17 protein-coding genes are annotated in these 18,373 nt (G+C 35.0%); 11 read left to right on the top strand and 6 right to left on the bottom strand.

Translation table 11 applies throughout. From position 1 onward, the window contains the following. Window positions 1–8: 8 nt before the first annotated feature. Window positions 9–1,259 carry a chloride channel protein gene (locus MKY69_RS07075; protein WP_100084078.1) on the bottom strand — a complete coding sequence of 417 codons (1,251 nt, stop codon included), beginning with the start codon at window positions 1,257–1,259 and terminating at the stop codon, window positions 9–11. 154 nt (window positions 1,260–1,413) lie between these two features. Here MKY69_RS07075 and MKY69_RS07070 point away from each other — a divergent pair, with 154 nt between their 5' ends. Beyond that, window positions 1,414–2,100 carry a hypothetical protein gene (locus tag MKY69_RS07070; RefSeq protein ID WP_340791236.1) on the top strand — a complete coding sequence of 229 codons (687 nt, stop codon included), beginning with the start codon at window positions 1,414–1,416 and terminating at the stop codon, window positions 2,098–2,100. A 65-nt stretch (window positions 2,101–2,165) separates the two neighbouring features. Here MKY69_RS07070 and nrdF read toward each other — a convergent pair whose 3' ends face one another. The 3 genes from nrdF to nrdH all read right to left on the bottom strand — a co-directional run bounded on the left by nrdF (window position 2,166) and on the right by nrdH (window position 5,722). Then, on the bottom strand, window positions 2,166–3,131 hold the full coding sequence (gene nrdF, locus MKY69_RS07065; RefSeq protein ID WP_003105294.1) for a class 1b ribonucleoside-diphosphate reductase subunit beta: 966 nt from the start codon (window positions 3,129–3,131) through the stop codon (window positions 2,166–2,168). 194 nt (window positions 3,132–3,325) lie between these two features. Next, window positions 3,326–5,485, bottom strand: coding sequence for a class 1b ribonucleoside-diphosphate reductase subunit alpha (gene nrdE / locus MKY69_RS07060; RefSeq protein ID WP_045407064.1), 2,160 nt, complete (start codon window positions 5,483–5,485; stop codon window positions 3,326–3,328). A gap of 15 nt (window positions 5,486–5,500) precedes the next feature. After that, window positions 5,501–5,722, bottom strand: a complete 222-nt coding sequence (gene nrdH, locus MKY69_RS07055; protein ID WP_003104527.1) for a glutaredoxin-like protein NrdH — start codon at window positions 5,720–5,722, stop codon at window positions 5,501–5,503. 509 nt (window positions 5,723–6,231) lie between these two features. Here nrdH and MKY69_RS07050 point away from each other — a divergent pair. From MKY69_RS07050 to MKY69_RS07035, 4 genes are all read left to right on the top strand, one after another. Beyond that, window positions 6,232–6,495, top strand: coding sequence for a phosphocarrier protein HPr (locus MKY69_RS07050; protein WP_002984031.1), 264 nt, complete (start codon window positions 6,232–6,234; stop codon window positions 6,493–6,495). A 4-nt stretch (window positions 6,496–6,499) separates the two neighbouring features. Next, entirely contained in the window at window positions 6,500–8,224 is a 1,725-nt protein-coding gene (gene ptsP / locus MKY69_RS07045; RefSeq protein ID WP_340791235.1) for a phosphoenolpyruvate--protein phosphotransferase, read from the top strand. A 138-nt stretch (window positions 8,225–8,362) separates the two neighbouring features. Next, window positions 8,363–9,790 carry an NADP-dependent glyceraldehyde-3-phosphate dehydrogenase gene (locus MKY69_RS07040; protein ID WP_003104175.1) on the top strand — a complete coding sequence of 476 codons (1,428 nt, stop codon included), beginning with the start codon at window positions 8,363–8,365 and terminating at the stop codon, window positions 9,788–9,790. Between the two features lie 154 nt (window positions 9,791–9,944). Further along, window positions 9,945–11,222 carry a polysaccharide deacetylase family protein gene (locus tag MKY69_RS07035; RefSeq protein ID WP_340791234.1) on the top strand — a complete coding sequence of 426 codons (1,278 nt, stop codon included), beginning with the start codon at window positions 9,945–9,947 and terminating at the stop codon, window positions 11,220–11,222. A 20-nt stretch (window positions 11,223–11,242) separates the two neighbouring features. On the opposite strand, the gene MKY69_RS07030 is transcribed toward MKY69_RS07035, so the two are convergent. After that, a complete protein-coding gene (locus tag MKY69_RS07030) occupies window positions 11,243–12,325 on the bottom strand; it encodes a DEAD/DEAH box helicase (RefSeq protein ID WP_003105885.1) in 1,083 nt (360 codons plus the stop codon). 153 nt (window positions 12,326–12,478) lie between these two features. On the opposite strand from MKY69_RS07030, the gene udk reads away from it, so the two are divergent. The 5 genes from udk (at window position 12,479) to MKY69_RS07005 (ending at window position 15,943) form a co-directional block, all read left to right on the top strand. Next, window positions 12,479–13,108 (top strand): uridine kinase, encoded by a 630-nt coding sequence (udk, locus tag MKY69_RS07025; protein ID WP_003104936.1) that lies wholly within the window; start codon window positions 12,479–12,481, stop codon window positions 13,106–13,108. Between the two features lie 15 nt (window positions 13,109–13,123). Then, window positions 13,124–13,402 (top strand): DUF1294 domain-containing protein, encoded by a 279-nt coding sequence (locus MKY69_RS07020; RefSeq protein WP_311981160.1) that lies wholly within the window; start codon window positions 13,124–13,126, stop codon window positions 13,400–13,402. 111 nt (window positions 13,403–13,513) lie between these two features. Next, window positions 13,514–14,011: a GAF domain-containing protein gene (locus MKY69_RS07015; RefSeq protein ID WP_003103631.1), complete on the top strand. Its 498-nt coding sequence runs from the start codon at window positions 13,514–13,516 to the stop codon at window positions 14,009–14,011. Beyond that, entirely contained in the window at window positions 14,011–15,687 is a 1,677-nt protein-coding gene (dnaX, locus tag MKY69_RS07010; protein WP_003103253.1) for a DNA polymerase III subunit gamma/tau, read from the top strand. The genes MKY69_RS07015 and dnaX overlap by 1 nt, the downstream gene beginning before the upstream one ends. A gap of 52 nt (window positions 15,688–15,739) precedes the next feature. After that, a complete protein-coding gene (locus MKY69_RS07005; RefSeq protein ID WP_003103383.1) occupies window positions 15,740–15,943 on the top strand; it encodes a DUF3272 family protein in 204 nt (67 codons plus the stop codon). Here MKY69_RS07005 and birA read toward each other — a convergent pair. Continuing rightward, window positions 15,918–16,859: a bifunctional biotin--[acetyl-CoA-carboxylase] ligase/biotin operon repressor BirA gene (birA, locus tag MKY69_RS07000; protein ID WP_003104797.1), complete on the bottom strand. Its 942-nt coding sequence runs from the start codon at window positions 16,857–16,859 to the stop codon at window positions 15,918–15,920. The two genes, MKY69_RS07005 and birA, sit on opposite strands and share 26 nt — an antisense overlap. A 320-nt stretch (window positions 16,860–17,179) precedes the next feature. Here birA and metK point away from each other — a divergent pair, with 320 nt between their 5' ends. Then, window positions 17,180–18,373, top strand: a complete 1,194-nt coding sequence (metK, locus tag MKY69_RS06995) for a methionine adenosyltransferase (protein ID WP_003104206.1) — start codon at window positions 17,180–17,182, stop codon at window positions 18,371–18,373.

Raw genomic sequence — 18,373 nt, 5'->3', positions numbered from 1 at the left:
TAGAAAAGTTAAACTTTTCTACTTTTTTTTTGGGCAAATTTTTTTAAGAAATATATTGTAAGATATGCTGAGGCCATTGCCATAGCTACTGGAATTCCATTGATTAGTGGCTGTCCAGTAATTTCAAGTAAGAAAAGGACTGCTGCAATTGGAATATTATTGATTATAGCTAAAAATAAGGCTGCACCAATTAAGATTGCAAATTGGATGGGTATATGACTATGGAGAATCATATTTGATAATTGGGCTGTAAATAGTCCCAAAGCGCCGCCCATCATCATGGAAGGTGCAATTCTACCACCATAAGCTCCGGCATAAAAGGTAATATAAACTGCTAAGGCTTTTGCCAAAAAGAGTGGAAAAGCATATGTGGCTGAAAAGGGTTGGTTGAAATAGTAAATCAAACCTGCTTTGCCATTGCCTAAAATTTCAGGAAAATAAAGACTTAAGATAGCTACAAGGATGAAGGACAGTGGGACAAAAATCAAATAATTTATAGATTTGGGATCTTTTTTAGGTGAACTTTCAAGTAAACTTTTGTAGGTGTAGATGATGATGGCTAGAAGACAGCCTGAGATTAGGGACCATATAAAGAGGTCAGTGTTCCATTCTAACTGCTGAATTTTATACTGAATCTCGCTACCAAATACTAAGTTTACAAAACCAACTGCAATAAAAGATGTTACACTGGCAGCATAAGCATTTTTCCAAGACCATGATAGGAGGACATTTTCCATGATAAAAATGAGGGTCGCTAAGGGAGCATTATAGACAGCACCCAAGGCCGCTCCAGAAGCACAGGCTAAGAGTAGGATGCTTTTATTTTTATCCAGCTTAATAAAGGGTAACCAACTTCCAGTTATCGCCACAGCAGCTTCTCTGGAAGCACCTTCTCGACCTAAAGGTGACCCCATAGAAACGGTCGCCATCTGAAGCAGACCATGGAGAAAGTTGGCGCTGGGTTTTGGTTCCTTATCTTTATGAACTATTTCTGTAATTGTCGGACTTGGGTTTAAGTATTTACTTAAATAGTGCCAACCAAATGCTGCCAGGAGCCCAGACAAGCAGACTGAAAAAAACCGTCGGATTGGATTGACATAAGAGATTTGGTCATCAAAACTTCCATGCGTAATTCCAAAGCTCAATCCTTGAATAAGTTCAATGAGAAAGATCATTAAACTGGCAGCAATAGCCGCACTTATTCCGGTCAGTACTAATAAAACAGTCCATTTTGTAAATTCTTTAATTTTTTTTGACATAGACCTATTATATCAAAAGGGGAGATGCATAGAAAGGATTTAGAAAAGTATAAAATTTTATTTATTCAAAATATCTCCATATTCCTAAAGTCAGATGAAAATTGCATTATAAAATTCTAAATGTTATAATGCTAAATGAAACAGGAGAGTTATTATGAAAAAAAAGAAATCAATTTTCGGGAAATTACTTTTAGCATTAGTTGCTATTTTAGCAATTGTAGGAATCTTTGCCTTTTATCGTTTTCAAACAGGTAGTATTGAAGGCAAATGGACGGCGACAGAACTTGGTGACCAATATTACAAAGAATTTTATAAATCTTTAGGCTCCTATGATAAAGAAATAGGTATTGAACCTAAAAAGATGGTCAAGGTACCTAAAGTTGTCATGACTGTTGAAGATGGAAAAGCAGAAGTAGTTGTAAAATCGACTTTTGATAAAAAATATCTAGTAAATGCTATTGTTAAGAAATTTGATGAAACATTGAAGAAAAGCTTCTCTGATAACAATGTTAGTTTAGATGATTTAGATGATGAAACAAGAAAAGCATTTGAATCTGCTCGACCAAAAACCCAAGAACTTGAAGATGAGCTAGATAAAGAGTTTCAAAAATCTGCTATCCAATCTAACGGCGAATATGACAAAGCAACTGGACAAATCTCATTTAAAGTCTTCTCAGGTGATGTTAACCAATTGATGCACACTGTTAAAGTAACTAGTGTCAATAAGGATGTCCCTGGAATTTCAAAAAATGATATCAACAAGAACTTATCTTATGAATTAAAAGACAAAAAATTAGTGCTGAAAGATTCTAAAGAATCAATCAATTTCAAAAAGAAATAAATAAAAACCTCAAGTAGTTAATCTACTTGAGGTTTATTAATTAATTGGAAACTATTTAATAAAGATTAAGCTTCTTTTCCGAAATCATAATCTGATTCCGTCATAGCTTCAACAGATCCGAGTAAGTATCCATTACCTACCTGTGAGAAAAAGTCATGATTTGAGGTTCCGGTAGAAATTCCGTTCATAACAATTGGATTGACATCATTTGCTGTATCAGGGAATAAAGGATCTTGACCTAGGTTCATCAAAGCTTTATTGGCATTATAGCGAAGGAATGTCATAACTTCCTCAGTCCACCCTACTTGATCATAAAGTGATTTTGTATAATTTTCTTCATTTTCATACAATTGATAAAGTAAATCATACATCCATTCTTTAAAATCCTCTTGTTTTTCTTCAGATAATTCATTGAATCCAAGTTGGAATTTGTAACCAATGTAAGTTCCGTGAACAGACTCATCACGGATGATTAATTTGATGATTTCAGCCACATTAGCTAGTTTGTTATTTCCTAGGTAATACAGAGGTGTAAAGAAACCTGAGTAAAAAAGAAATGTTTCTAGATAAGTTGAGGCAACTTTCTTTTGTAAGGCATCGCCGTTTTCATAGATGTCATTGATGATTTTAGCTTTGTTCTGTAAGAATTCATTGCTATTAGTCCAGTCAAAAATTTCTTCAATTTCTTTTTTAGTATTTAAAGTTGAAAAAATAGAGGAGTAAGATTTTGCATGAACTGATTCCATAAATTGGATATTGTTCAATACAGCTTCTTCATGAGGCGTACGAACATCAGCACGAATTGCTTCAACACCAGTTTCAGATTGCATGGTATCTAGAAGAGTTAGGCCACCAAAGACTTTTCCGACAAGGTCTTTTTCTTTGGCAGGCAATTTACGCCAGTCATCTAAGTCATTTGATAAAGGAATACGAGTATCTAACCAAAATTGTTCAGTTAATTTCTCCCATGTAGACTTGTCAATCACGTCTTCGATTTCATTCCAGTTAATTGCTTCATAATATGTTGTCATAGAAAAATGATCTCCTAAAGAGTAGTAAAGTGCGTTAATAATAACGAGATAAACCAGTAGAACCGACCAAAGTCCTACTGGTACAAATATGTTTCTATAAGTATTTTAGTACAGTTGAGAATAAATAAATTACCAACAAAAACAGACTGCCGTAGAGGTAATAGATACTTAAGCATCTATTGCTTCTATACCAATTAAATCACGCATGATTCACATTGATTTGCGCCAACTTCTTCACCATCGTCAGTAAATGTACGAATATAGTAAATGGATTTAATGCCTTTGTTAAAGGCGTAATTTCGGAGAATTGAAAGGTCACGCGTTGTTTGCTTGCTTTCAGATTTCCATTCATAAAGTTCTTTAGGTAATTCACTTCGTAAGAATAATGTTAGTGACAAACCTTGGTCAACGTGTTGCGTCGCAGCAGCATATACATCAATAACCTTACGCATATCCATATCATAAGCAGATGTGTAGTAGGGAATTGTATCAGTTGAAAGTCCATTTGCAGGGTAATAGATTTTACCAATTTTCTTCTCTTGACGTTCTTCAATTCTTTGTGTAATTGGATGAATAGAAGCGGAGCAATCATTGATATATGATATTGACCCATTAGGAGCGACAGCAAGGCGGTTTTGGTGGTAGAGACCATCTTTTTGAACAGCCTGACGTAAAGTCTCCCAGTCTGATGCCTGAGGAATAAAATGATCCTTGAAAAGATCCTTAACAAATTCAGTCTGAGGAACAAATTTACCAGTCACGTATTTATCAAAGTAACTACCATCAGCGTATTTTGAATTCTCAAAGCCTGTAAATGTGGTTTGTCTTTCACGAGCAATATTGTTCGATTCAACCAAGGTCCAGTAATTCATTAACATAAAGTAAATATCAGTGAATTCAACTGATTCAGGGCTACCATATTCAATATGATGTTGAGCCAAATAAGAATGAAGTCCCATTGCACCTAAACCAAAGGTATGTGCTTGTTGGTTACCATTTTTAATTGTTGGCACAGCTTCAATTTGTGAAGAATCCGTAACAAATGTTAGTGCACGTGTCATGGCTTTAATTGAAGCTCCAAAATCAGGAGATGTCATCATATTTAAAATATTAGTTGATCCAAGATTACATGAAATATCAGTTCCCATTTCAACAAATTCCTGTGCGTCATTAATGACACTAGGTTTTTGAATCTGAAGAATTTCAGAACACAAGTTACTCATGATAACTTTACCATCAACTGGATTTGCTTTATTTGCTGTATCAATATTAATGATATATGGGTAGCCTGATTCTTGTTGTAGTTTAGAAATTTCAGTCTCTAAATCACGAGCTTTAATTTTAGTTTTTGTAATTTTAGGATTAGCAACTAACTCATCATACATTGCAGTAATATCAATGTAATTATAAGGAATACCATATTCTTTTTCCACACTATATGGACTAAAGAGATACATATCATCATTATTACGAGCTAATTCATAAAATTTATCTGGAACAGTTAATCCAAGTGATAAGGTTTTAACACGAACCTTTTCGTCAGCATTTTCTTTTTTAGTTGATAAAAAGGCAATGATGTCTGGATGGAAAACGTCTAAGTAGACAACACCAGCACCTTGACGTTGACCTAATTGATTAGAATAAGAGAAACTATCTTCGAATAATTTCATAACGGGAACAACACCTGAGGCTGCTCCAGCATATCCTTTAATAGGTGCACCAGCTTCACGCAAGTTAGAAAGTGTGATACCAACACCACCACCAATTCTTGATAATTGGAGGGCTGAGTTGATTGAGCGACCAATTGAGTTCATATCATCAGTAACTTGAATAAGGAAACAAGAAACTAATTCACCACGTCGACTACGTCCAGCATTTAAAAATGAAGGAGTAGCTGGTTGATAACGTTGATTAATCATTTCAATTGCGATTGATTTTGCTAATTCTTCATTACCATCAGCAAAATAAAGAGCATTAAACATGACACGGTCTTCAAGACTTTCTAAGTAATACTCACCATCGTTAGTCTTTAAAGCATATTGCTGATAAAACTTATAAGCAGCCATAAAGGAATTAAACTGGAAGTTTTCATTTTTGATAATACTAGCTAACTCTTCAATAAATTCTTTTGAGTATTTTGAGATAAACTCTGATTCAATGTAATCATGTTTTAAAAGGTACTCAATTTTTTTTGTAATTGAAGCGAAAGGCTTTGTGTTAGGGATTACATTTTCTTCAAAAAAAGCTTGTAATGCTTCTTTATCTTTATGTAATGGGATTTTACCATCGACTGGACGGTTTATTTCATTGTTAAGACGAAAATAAGAAATTTCGCCAATATCTTTTAAACTCATTTATTATTTCCTTAATTACTTTATTAGTTCTTTTAATTTAGCTGGTTGGAATCCAGAAAAGACAATATCGCCACTTTCAATAACAGGTGCAGAGGCAAATCCTAAACTTTTTACATACTCGACTTGTTCTGGCTGTTCATCAATGTTAATCTCTTTGTAGCTTGCTCCATTTTGATCAAGAAATTTTTTGGTCATTTTACATTGCATGCAGTTGTTTTTTGAATAAACAGTAATCATGTATCTTCTCCTTCAATTTTTTCTCAACTGAGAATTTCAATACTAATAGCATATAAAATTTAGAAATAAAAAGCAAGATTTTTCTCTGAAAAAAACACAATATTTTGGGGTTGGTTTTAATTCTAACAACTATATATTGTGTGAACCCTGTCAAATAAGGATTTGCCAATATCTTTTAAATTGAAAAAAAAGGGGATAATTTGATTAATTAAATGGTGGGCTGACATAATATCAATATAGAAAATATTTATAAGAAGTTGATAACATTTTTTCTACATTATTGTAAATCGAGATATTATTAAAACCCTCATTAATAGGAACACTATGGGAAATATGAGAATGAAATATAATTTATGAAAGATTGAAAATTTGGGAGAAAATAGCATAGCTTTTTTCCTAGAGTAGAGATTTAATCTTGAAAATTAAAACACAATATGCTATAATCTGTTATTGTAAGGGTTATCATCTGATAGCTCAAAAATACACAACTATTAAAGGAGAACCATACTATGGCTTCAAAAGATTTTCACATTGTTGCAGAAACAGGAATTCACGCACGTCCAGCTACTTTATTAGTACAAACTGCAAGCAAATTTGCTTCAGATATTACTTTAGACTACAAAGGTAAAGCAGTTAACCTTAAATCAATCATGGGCGTTATGAGCCTTGGTGTTGGTCAAGGTGCTGACGTTACAATTTCAGCTGAAGGTGCTGATGCTGAAGATGCAATCGCAGCAATCGAAGAAACAATGACAAAAGAAGGATTGGCATAATATTATGACAGAAATGCTTAGAGGAATCGCAGCCTCTGATGGTGTTGCTGTTGCTAAAGCATATCTACTAGTTCAACCGGATTTGTCATTTGAGACTGTTACAGTCGAAGATACAAACGCAGAAGAAGCTCGCCTTGATGTAGCATTACAAGCTTCACAAGACGAGCTTTCTGTTATCCGCGAAAAAGCAGTAGAGAGCTTAGGCGAAGAAGCAGCTTCAGTATTTGACGCTCACTTGATGGTATTAGCTGATCCAGAAATGATTAGCCAAATCAAAGAAACAATTCGTGCAAAACAAACTAATGCTGAAACTGGTCTTAAAGAAGTTACAGATATGTTCATCACTATTTTTGAAGGTATGGAAGATAATCCATACATGCAAGAACGTGCTGCAGATATCCGTGACGTTGCAAAACGTGTTTTAGCACATTTGCTTGGTGTTAAATTACCTAATCCTGCTACTATCGATGAAGAATCTATCGTGATTGCTCATGATTTAACTCCTTCTGATACTGCACAATTGGATAAAAAATATGTTAAAGCATTTGTAACTAATATTGGTGGACGTACAAGTCACTCAGCTATTATGGCTCGTACACTTGAAATTGCTGCCGTACTAGGAACTAACGATATCACTAAACGTGTCAGCGATGGCGATATGATTGCTGTTAATGGTATTACTGGTGAAGTTATTATCAACCCTAGCGAAGAAGAAATTACTGCATTCAAAACAGCTGGCGAAGCATATGCTAAACAAAAAGCTGAATGGGCATTACTTAAAGATGCTGAAACAGTAACTGCTGATGGCAAACATTTCGAATTAGCTGCAAATATTGGTACTCCTAAAGATGTTGAAGGTGTCAATGAAAATGGCGCTGAAGCAGTAGGACTTTACCGTACTGAGTTCTTATACATGGACTCACAAGATTTCCCAACTGAAGATGAGCAATATGAAGCATATAAAGCAGTTCTTGAAGGAATGAATGGTAAACCAGTTGTAGTTCGGACAATGGATATTGGTGGAGATAAAGAGCTTCCTTATTTTGACCTTCCAAAAGAAATGAATCCATTCTTAGGTTTCCGTGCATTACGTATTTCTATCTCAGAAACTGGAGATGGTATGTTCCGTACTCAGATGCGTGCATTATTACGTGCCTCTGTACATGGACAACTTCGTATCATGTTCCCAATGGTTGCTTTACTTAAAGAATTTAGAGCTGCAAAAGCAGTATTTGATGAAGAAAAAGCAAAACTTGTTGCTGAAGGTATCGCAGTTTCAGATGATATCCAAGTTGGTATTATGATTGAGATTCCTGCAGCAGCAATGCTTGCAGACCAATTTGCAAAGGAAGTTGATTTCTTCTCAATTGGAACAAATGACCTTATTCAATATACAATGGCTGCTGACCGTATGAACGAGCAAGTTTCATACCTTTACCAACCATACAACCCATCAATCCTCCGTTTGATTAACAATGTTATCAAAGCAGCACACGCTGAAGGTAAATGGGCTGGTATGTGTGGTGAAATGGCTGGTGATCAACAAGCTGTACCATTATTAGTTGGTATGGGCTTGGATGAATTTTCAATGTCAGCTACATCAGTACTACGTACTCGAAGTTTGATGAAAACTTTAGATACGTCTAAGATGCAAGAATATGCACAACGTGCTTTAACAACATGTTCAACTGCAGAAGAAGTTCTTGAATTATCTAAAGAATATTTATAATCTGATATAAGAAGTTGGGAAACCGACTTCTTTTTATTGGTTAATATTAGCAATATTCAGATAATTGTCGTGTCAGATGTTTGAATTATCATCAAAAAGTGATAGAATAGATGTATTATCATTAAAGGAGATAACGATTTGACTAAACAATACAAAAATCTTGTTAACGGTGAATGGAAACTTTCAGAAAATGAAATCAAAATCTATGCACCTGCAACTGGCGAAGAATTAGGTTCAGTTCCAGCAATGTCAACTGAAGAAGTAGACTTCGTTTACGAATCAGCGAAAAATGCTTTTAAAGAATGGCGTGCGCTATCATACGTTGAACGAGCAGCGATTTTGCATAAAGCAGCAGACATTTTAGTTCGTGACGCTGAAAAAATTGGTTCTGTACTTTCTAAAGAAGTTGCTAAAGGTCACAAAGCAGCAGTTAGTGAAGTTATTCGTACCGCAGAAATTATTAACTATGCTGCCGAAGAAGGTATCCGCATGGAAGGTGAAGTTCTTGAAGGCGGAAGTTTTGAAGCATCAAGCAAGAAAAAAATTGCTATTGTGCGTCATGAGCCAGTTGGTCTTGTTTTAGCAATTTCACCATTCAATTATCCAGTTAACTTAGCAGGTTCAAAAATTGCTCCAGCTTTAATTGCAGGTAACGTTGTTGCCCTTAAACCACCTACACAAGGTTCAATGTCAGGACTATTACTAGCAGAAGCTTTTGCTGAAGCCGGTGTTCCCGCAGGTGTCTTCAATACAATCACAGGTCGTGGTTCAGTTATTGGTGATTATATTGTAGAACATGAAGCAGTAAACTTTATTAACTTTACAGGTTCGACTCCAGTTGGAGAACGTATTGGTCAATTGGCTGGTATGCGTCCAATTATGCTTGAGCTTGGTGGTAAAGACTCAGCTATTGTTTTGGAAGATGCAGATCTTGAAATGGCAGCTAAAAATATTGTTGCCGGTGCCTTTGGATATTCTGGACAACGTTGTACTGCTGTAAAACGTGTTCTTGTAATGGACAAAGTTGCGGACCAATTAATTGAACATGTTCACAATTTAGTGAAAAAACTTTCAGTTGGTATGCCTGAAGAAAATGCAGACATCACCCCATTGATTGATACAAAGGCAGCCGATTTTGTTGAAGGTCTTATCAATGAAGCTAGTGAAAAAGGTGCTAAAGCAATTACTGAAATCAAACGTGAAGGAAACTTAATCTGTCCAGTTATTTTTGATAACGTTAATACAGATATGCGTTTAGCTTGGGAAGAACCTTTTGGTCCTGTTCTACCATTTATCCGTATCAATTCAGTAGAAGAGGCAATTGAAATTTCTAACGCTTCTGAATACGGACTTCAAGCATCAGTCTTCACAAATAATTTCCCTCGTGCATTTGCAATTGGTGAAAAACTAGAAGTTGGTACAGTTCATATTAATAACAAAACACAACGTGGAACAGATAATTTCCCATTTTTAGGTGCAAAGAAATCAGGAGCTGGTGTCCAAGGTGTTAAATACTCTATCGATGCGATGACAAACCTAAAATCAATCGTCTTTGATATTGAATAATCAAATTTTTCAATAAACAAAAAAGCAGAAACTAAATTTAGTTTCTGCTTTTTAATTTTATTACAAAACTAATTATTTTATGGCTATAAAATTAAAAAATTTAGTAATAATTTAGCTTTCTTATGCTATAATAATAACACAAAAGGAGTTTGAAATGAGAAAAGTTTTTTATACCTTAATTGGCTTTTTAGGAATTATATTGATTACTAGTGGTCTCTTTCTTTGGAAATCTTGGTCGATACAAAATGATTTAGTGAAAATTATTAAAAAGGAAAACATTAATAATCTTACAGAAAATTCGTTTTTAAGTAAAAAAATTATTGATCGAAAGAATCAAACATATTATTATTTTGCACCAACAGCAATCAATAAAGACTTTTACCATGAAAATCTACCATCGAGTGTCTACAAAAGCACTCAGAAAGATCAATATGTTTTTTTGAAACCAGAGTTTTCTACTACTGACTTAAAAGGTGTTAAAAATGTAAAAATCCACAAAATAGTTTATGAGACAGGTTTCTTAAAACTAAAAAGAGTAAGCGACCATGTAGTCAGTGACTATCATATCAAAACGGATTATCAAACTTTTCATTTATCTGAATTAGTGTCTGGTCATTTAGACGACATCACTCGTATAGTAACAAAAGATTATCCTGATCAAAAGTTTGAAATTAGTGACTATTCACAAATTAGTGAAGAAAATGGTATCTTACGGGATCATTTCAAGGTGAAAGATAAAATACTTATCATAGATAAGACTATTCAAGTTCCACTACAAGAATTATTTGATGTGATTGATTCTAATTTTTTAACAGGACAATCAAAAATAGATTTTATAGAATATCAAAAAGCTAAGGAAGCTGCTTTGCACCCCAAAAAATTAGTTGCATTAACATTTGATGATGGACCAAACCCGCTTACTAGTCCACTAGTTATAAGTATTTTGCAAAAATACAATGCTAAAGCGACATTCTTTATGATGGGTTCGAAAGTTTTGGGAAATGAAAGTATCTTAAAATCGGTCATTACCAGTGGTTCTGAAATAGGAAACCATACATGGGATCATCCATATTTAACTAAGCAGTCTGATGAAGAAGTGAAATCACAAATTGAACGAACAAATATAGCAATAGAGAAAGCATGTGGAAAGCGTCCGATTTATCTAAGGCCACCTTATGGAGCAACTAATGCAAGAGTTGAAAAACTGTCTGGTATGACTGAAATACTATGGACTGTCGATACGAGAGATTGGGAAAATCACAATACCGAAAAAATTATGGCCAATATTAAGAGTCAATTACATCCAGGTGGCATTATCCTAATGCATGATATCCATCAAACTAGCTTACAGGCCTTGCCGACAGTACTTGACTATCTTAAAAAAGAAGGCTATCAGTGTGTAACTGTTTCAAAATTATTGGGAGATAACTAAAAAATAGAATCCTTTGGATTCTATTTTTTGTATAATTGTTGATTGTGTAATTGAATTTCAGACACATCGGCAAATTTTTTCAATTTTTTTATGTCTTCAGGGTGATTTACAAAAGTGATAACGACACCTTCTTTACCCATTCGACCTGTGCGGCCAGCGCGGTGAGTATAATTCTCTTTATCACGGGCTACTTCAAAATTGATGACATATTCAAGATTTTCAATATCAATCCCACGAGCTACTAAATCAGTGGCTAGTAGGAGGGAAATTTGGTGATCTTTAAATTTTTCTAAAATTGTTTTTCTGAATCTTACATTAACATCACTAGCTAAGGAAACAGCAGTAGAACCAGTATAGGTCAGACGTTCTTCGACAGCACCTAAATCAGATAAGCTATTGAAGAAGACTAGGGCTCTAAAATCTGTTATATTTGAAAATTTTCTTAATAAATCAAGACGATCACGTTTTTCTACTGAAATATAGAAATGTTTAATAGCTTCCAGCTTTTGGTCTGATTTGTCAATTATTTCAGTTGTTGGCTCAATGCTAGCACGATCTAGTTTATTAGTTGCACTCATGTAGATAAATTGGTGATCACGGGGAACATAATGGGTAATTTTTTGCACAAAACCATATTGTGAGTCGCCCAGCAATTCATCAAACTCATCTAAAATGATAGTGTCGACATTCATCATTTTGATTTTTTTTAGTTTAATCAGTTCGAAAATCCGGCCAGGTGTGCCAACAATAATCTGAGGTCCTTTTTTAAGGCGTTCAATTTGTCTTTTTTGACTAGTTCCTGATATAAATAATTGCGCTGTTAAGCCAATTGGTTCAGCCCATTCTTTTGTAACTTCGAAAATTTGTCCAGCAAGTTCCGTATTTGGAGATAAAATCAAAAGTTGTTGTGATTTTTTGCTAGTTATTTTTAGTAGAGTTGGGAAAAGATAAGCTAAGGTTTTTCCTGTCCCTGTTGGGCTGATTCCGAGGACGTTTTTTCCTGAATGAATTGGTTCAAATACAGATTCTTGGATATCTGTTAAAGTTGTCATTTGGCTAGTTTCTAATTGGTCTTGCCAAATTTGTGGGAATTCTTTGATCATTTTTTTTCCTTTTCAATTGTAACTGAGTCTATTATAACATGATTTCAGAGAGGCTCCTAATAAAGGAAAAAGAAAGTTTAAGGAAAATCTTATAGAAAAACTTTTTAATTTTTGGTAAAATATACAGAAGACTTTTTAGATTTGGAGTGCAAGATGCATAAAAAACCCATCATTATTGGCGTCACAGGTGGATCTGGAGGCGGGAAGACAAGCGTTTCTCGTGCGATTTTAGATAGTTTCCCAGATGCAAGAATTGCGATGATTCAACATGATTCTTATTATAAGGACCAAGCCCATTTAAGTTTTGACGAACGTATCAAAACTAATTACGACCATCCACTAGCTTTTGAAACTGATTTTATGATCGAACAGTTAAAGGAATTGCTTGAAGGACGCCCTGTTGACATTCCTATCTATGATTATACGCGACACACGAGAAGTGATAAAACCTTCCGTCAAGAGCCGCAAGATGTTATTATCGTTGAAGGCATTCTTGTCTTAGAAGACGAGAGATTAAGAGATCTGATGGACATCAAGCTGTTTGTCGACACTGATGATGATATTCGAATTATCCGACGTATTAAACGCGATATGGTTGAAAGAGGCAGAAGTTTAGACAGTATTATTGAACAATATACAACCGTGGTAAAACCAATGTATCATCAATTTATTGAACCAAGCAAACGCTATGCTGATATTATTGTTCCTGAAGGAGTAAGTAATGTCGTTGCAATTGATTTAATTACAACAAAAATTGCAAGTATCCTAGTCGATCGAGACTAGTTAAGGGAGAATGATATGTTTGTAGCACTAGCTGGTGCCATTATTATGTGGAATGTGGTTGTTTTTGCTTTATATGGGATTGACAAACGTAAGGCTGTAAAAGGGGAATGGCGCATTTCTGAAAGAACTTTATTACTAATTGCCTTCTTTTTTGGTGGGATTGGCGCAATCTTAGGCGGGAACCTATTCCATCATAAAACAAAAAAATGGTACTTTCAGGTTGTTTGGGTCTTAGGAATCTTTATGATTTTCATAGGGATTTATTTGTTATATTGGGTCTACCTCAAGGACTAGAGCACTCTATTACCATGATTTAAAAGTTCTAGCAATTTTTGCTAGGCTTTTTAATTTTAGGCTAAAAGGAAAAGCTTATCATCTGATTAGCCTTATGGTATAATAAGAAGCATGAAAACAAGTACAAAAGAAGAAAACTATCAAGTAATGATTGCACAAGCAAATGCTTTGTTTACTAGTGAAAGCAACGTTATGGCAAATTTATCAAATGCTAGTGCCTTATTAAACATGACTTTACCAAATTCAGTTTTTACTGGATTTTATTTGCATGACGGTCAAGAATTGATTCTTGGTCCATTTCAAGGGGGCGTTTCGTGCGTCCATATTGCAATGGGTAAAGGGGTTTGTGGACAATCGGCAAGCCAGCAAGAAACAATTATCGTCGATGACGTTAGACAACACAGTAACTATATTTCCTGTGATTCACGAGCTTTGAGTGAGATAGTAGTTCCGATGATTAAAAATAATCGTTTGATTGGAGTATTAGACCTAGATTCCTCTGCCACTTGTGATTATGATCAAATTGATAAACAGTACCTGGAAGAATTTGTCTCCATTTTACTAGAAAAGACAAGGTTTAATTTTGACATGTTTGGAGTAGAAAAATAATGTATCAAGCCCTATATCGCAAATACAGAAGCCAAACCTTTGATGAAATGGTTGGCCAATCTGTCATCTCGACAACCTTGAAACAGGCTGTTGAATCCAAAAAAATTAGTCATGCCTATCTCTTTTCTGGACCAAGGGGAACAGGTAAAACCAGTGCAGCAAAGATTTTTGCTAAGGCAATGAACTGTCCGAACCAAGTCAATGGAGAGCCTTGTAATAACTGTGATATTTGTCATGATATTACAAATGGTAGTTTAGAAGATGTCATTGAAATTGATGCAGCCTCAAACAATGGTGTGGATGAAATCCGTGAAATTCGTGATAAATCAACTTATGCACCGAGTCGTGCAAACTATAAAGTTTATATCATTGATGAAGTGCACATGCTATCAACGGGTGCATTTAATGCTTTATTAAAAACCTTGGAGGAACCAACTGAAAATGTTGTTTTCATCCTCGCAACCACTGAACTTCACAAAATTCCGGCAACGATTCTGTCTCGTGTTCAACGTTTTGAATTCAAATCAATTAAACAAAAAGATATCAAGGCTCATTTGATGCATATCTTGACTTTGGAAAATATTCCTTTTGAAGAAGAAGCTTTAGGATTAATTGCGAGACGCGCTGAAGGTGGAATGCGTGATGCCCTGTCAATTTTAGACCAGGCACTTAGTTTATCCCCAGATGATCAGATCACATTATCAATTGCAGAAGAGATTACTGGGTCTATCAGCATTCTGGCTTTAGATGACTATGTGGCAAATATAATTAACCAAGAAGCACAGGCTGCTCTTTCTAATTTAGAGACTATTTTTGATAATGGTAAAAGTATGAGTCGTTTTGCGACGGACTTATTAGCCTATTTCAGAGAACTATTAATGGTTCAAAGTGGTGCTGAGAGTAGTTATCAAACAGAGCATTTTGCGGATAATTTAGCAGTTCCTCGCGAAACTATTTTTCAGATGATTGCGATTATTACTAAACATGTTCCAGAAATAAAACGGGGTTCACATCCTCGTATTTATGCAGAAATGATGACCATTGAATTGGCTCACCTTAGTCCTGTTCAGAATTCAGCTTCAGACGATAATCACTTATCAGCTGAAATCAATGCCTTAAAGATGCAAGTCGACCAATTAAAAGAGCAACTTGAATCGTTATCATCTGGTGAAGTTGCACCCGTTACAACCAAAGCTAAACCAGTTTCCAAGAAAACTTTTACTTATAAAGTTGATCGTCAAAAGATTTTAACAATTATGGAAGAAACCGTTCAAGATAGTGAGCAGTCTAGACAATACTTAGATTCTTTGAAATCAGTTTGGAATGAAATCTTGGATAGTATTTCTCCACAGGATAGAGCTTTGTTGCTTGGTTCTGAACCAGTTTTGGCTAACAGTGAGAATGCTATTCTTGCATTTGAGGCTGCCTTCAATGCAGAACAAGCCATGAACCGAACAGATTTAAATGATATGTTTGGTAATATTATGAGCAAAGCAGCTGGTTTCACACCACATATTTTAGCTGTCCCTCGATCAGATTTTAATCACATTCGGAGTGAATTTGCTAAAAAAATGAAAGACAAATCTCCAGTACAGGTAAACAAAGCGGAGGAGGAATCATTTCTTCCACCAGAATTTGATTTCCTGTCTGAAAAAATAAAACAGGTAGAAGATTAAGAAAAAAAGAAAATTCTTCGTAGAATCTTCTTTTTTTTGGTAAAATACAACTATGACTTTAAGACAATTTATTTTTATGGCACTATTATGTGCTTTTGAAACCTATTTTTTTAACGACTCTGTCCTAGCAGGCGATTTCTTATTTGCACTTTTCTGGGGTATTCTCCTCTATCGTGATTTAAGGAAGGTCTATGCTATTACCAATTTTTCAAAAAAATTAATAGAGGCTGCTAAAGAGTCCAAGAAGAAAGACTGATTTCACCACTATGCAATGTTTCAAGTGTTTTATCTGTTTTTTCAACGATTAAGTAACCTTGGTCAGTGATATCAATGGCGCGTCCATGGATAATTTGATTATTTTTACTATAGGTCACTTGTTTGTTAAGAACGAGTGATTTTTCTTTGTAAACTTTTAAATGATCTTGTACTGGTATTTGGAAGAAAAGTTTCCAAATTTCAGAAATCAATTGATTTCTGGTGATAGTTGGTTGATGTCGGAAGAGTGATGTTGCTATTGAACTTAGTTCTTCAGGGAGGTCAGTCAAATGAAAATTTAAACCAGCTCCGATAATCACGTCAGTAATTAAGCCAGTTTCAACAGATGTTATAGCCTCGGTTAAAATACCAGCAATCTTTTTATCATTTAAATAGATATCATTGACCCATTTTATTTGGGTTTCAATACCAGTAAGTCGGTAAATGGCATTGACGATACTTGAGGCAACCATCATGGTATATGGTTCCATCTCTTGGTAAGTTTGGTTAGGTTTCAAATGGAGTGACATATAGATGCCACCGTTTTTTGAGGCATAAAAATCACGGCCTAAACGTCCTTTAGCTTGTTTTTGACTAGGTGATAAATAGAGATGAGGGACACTTGGATTGGTTGCAATAGCATTCTTGGCATCTAATTGCGTAGAAAGACTTGATTCATTTAGGGTAACCGATATATTCAGTTTGTCAGATATTTCTTGTGCAGATAGCAAATCTCCACTGATTATTTTGTAGCCTTCTTTTTTGGTGGCCAAAATTTCAATTCCTTGATTTTCAAGAGATTTTATTCCTTTCCAAATGGCTGTGCGAGAAAGAGATAATTGGTCGGCGAGTTTTTCACCACTAATAAATGATTCTGATTGACTTAATATTTGATATAATTTCTCTGATGTCTTCATAGAACTAGTATAGTATATTCGCCTGATATTTCAAGTTCACATGACTGAAAAGACAGGAAAAAATCAAACTTTTACAAACCTTTTAAAAATAGTACTCGTAAAATAATTCAAAAATGTGTATAATAGAAAAGTTAATTAGTCCCGAAAAGGTAGCAGTGCAAACTGCTAGTGCTTTGTAACTTTTTGACTCGCAAGTAAAACATGTGACTAAAGTAACTATTGTTTATTCGGTAGCTGCTATATTATAAAACTTAGTTATTAGTAACTTTTCCTTGCGAAGGCTTTTTGCCATATACTTTTATTAAAAGGGGGACATTTTTATGTCAGAACGTAAATTATTTACGTCTGAATCTGTATCGGAAGGCCATCCAGATAAAATCGCGGATCAAATTTCAGATGCTATTTTAGACGAAATTCTCACTCAAGATCCTGATGCTCACGTAGCAGCAGAAACAGTTGTTTATACAGGGTCGGTTCATGTTTTTGGAGAAATTTCAACTTCAGCTTATGTTGATATCAACCGTGTTGTTCGAGATACCATTGCTGAAATTGGTTACACAAAAGCGGAATATGGTTTTTCTGCCGATTCAGTTGGTGTACATCCATCACTTGTTGAGCAATCATCAGATATTGCTCAAGGTGTCAATGAAGCCTTGGAAGTACGCGAAAGCAAGGAAGTTGACGACTTAAATTTAATTGGAGCTGGTGATCAAGGCTTGATGTTTGGGTTTGCTATTGATGAAACACCTGAACTGATGCCATTACCAATTTCTTTATCACACAAATTAGTTAAGAAATTAGCTGACTTGAGAAAATCAAACCAATTAGCTTATTTGAGACCTGATGCCAAATCACAAGTTACTGTCGAATATGATGAAAATGATCAACCACTTCGTGTTGATACTGTCGTTATTTCTACACAACATGATCCAGATGTTTCAAATGAAACCATTCATACTGATTTAATTGAAAAAGTTATCAAATCAGTTATTCCAAATCAATTTTTAGATGACCAAACTAAGTATTTCATTAATCCGACTGGTCGTTTTGTTATTGGAGGCCCTCAAGGTGATTCTGGTTTAACAGGACGTAAGATTATTGTAGATACATACGGTGGTTATTCGCGTCACGGTGGCGGGGCCTTTTCTGGTAAAGATGCTACTAAAGTTGATCGCTCTGCTTCTTACGCAGCGCGTTACATTGCTAAAAATATTGTCGCTGCTGGCTTGGCCAAGAAAGCAGAAGTTCAATTAGCTTACGCAATTGGTGTGGCACATCCTGTGTCTGTTCGTATTGATACCTTCGGCTCTGCGATTCTTCCAGAAGCAAAAATCGAAAAAGCTGTTCGTCAGTTATTTGATTTACGTCCGGCTGGTATTATCAAAATGTTAGATTTGAAACGTCCAATCTATCGTCAAACGGCAGCTTATGGTCATATGGGTCGTACTGACATTGATTTACCATGGGAAAAATGTGATAAAGTTGATGAATTGAAAAACTTCTTGTTAAAATAA

Origin of the sequence: Streptococcus sp. FSL R7-0212 (assembly GCF_038007985.1) — a bacterium.
GTDB classification, from domain to species: Bacteria; Bacillota; Bacilli; order Lactobacillales; family Streptococcaceae; genus Streptococcus; species Streptococcus parauberis.
The sequence above is the reverse complement of the archived record's forward strand: the minus strand, read 5'-3'. Positions and strand labels throughout refer to the sequence as shown.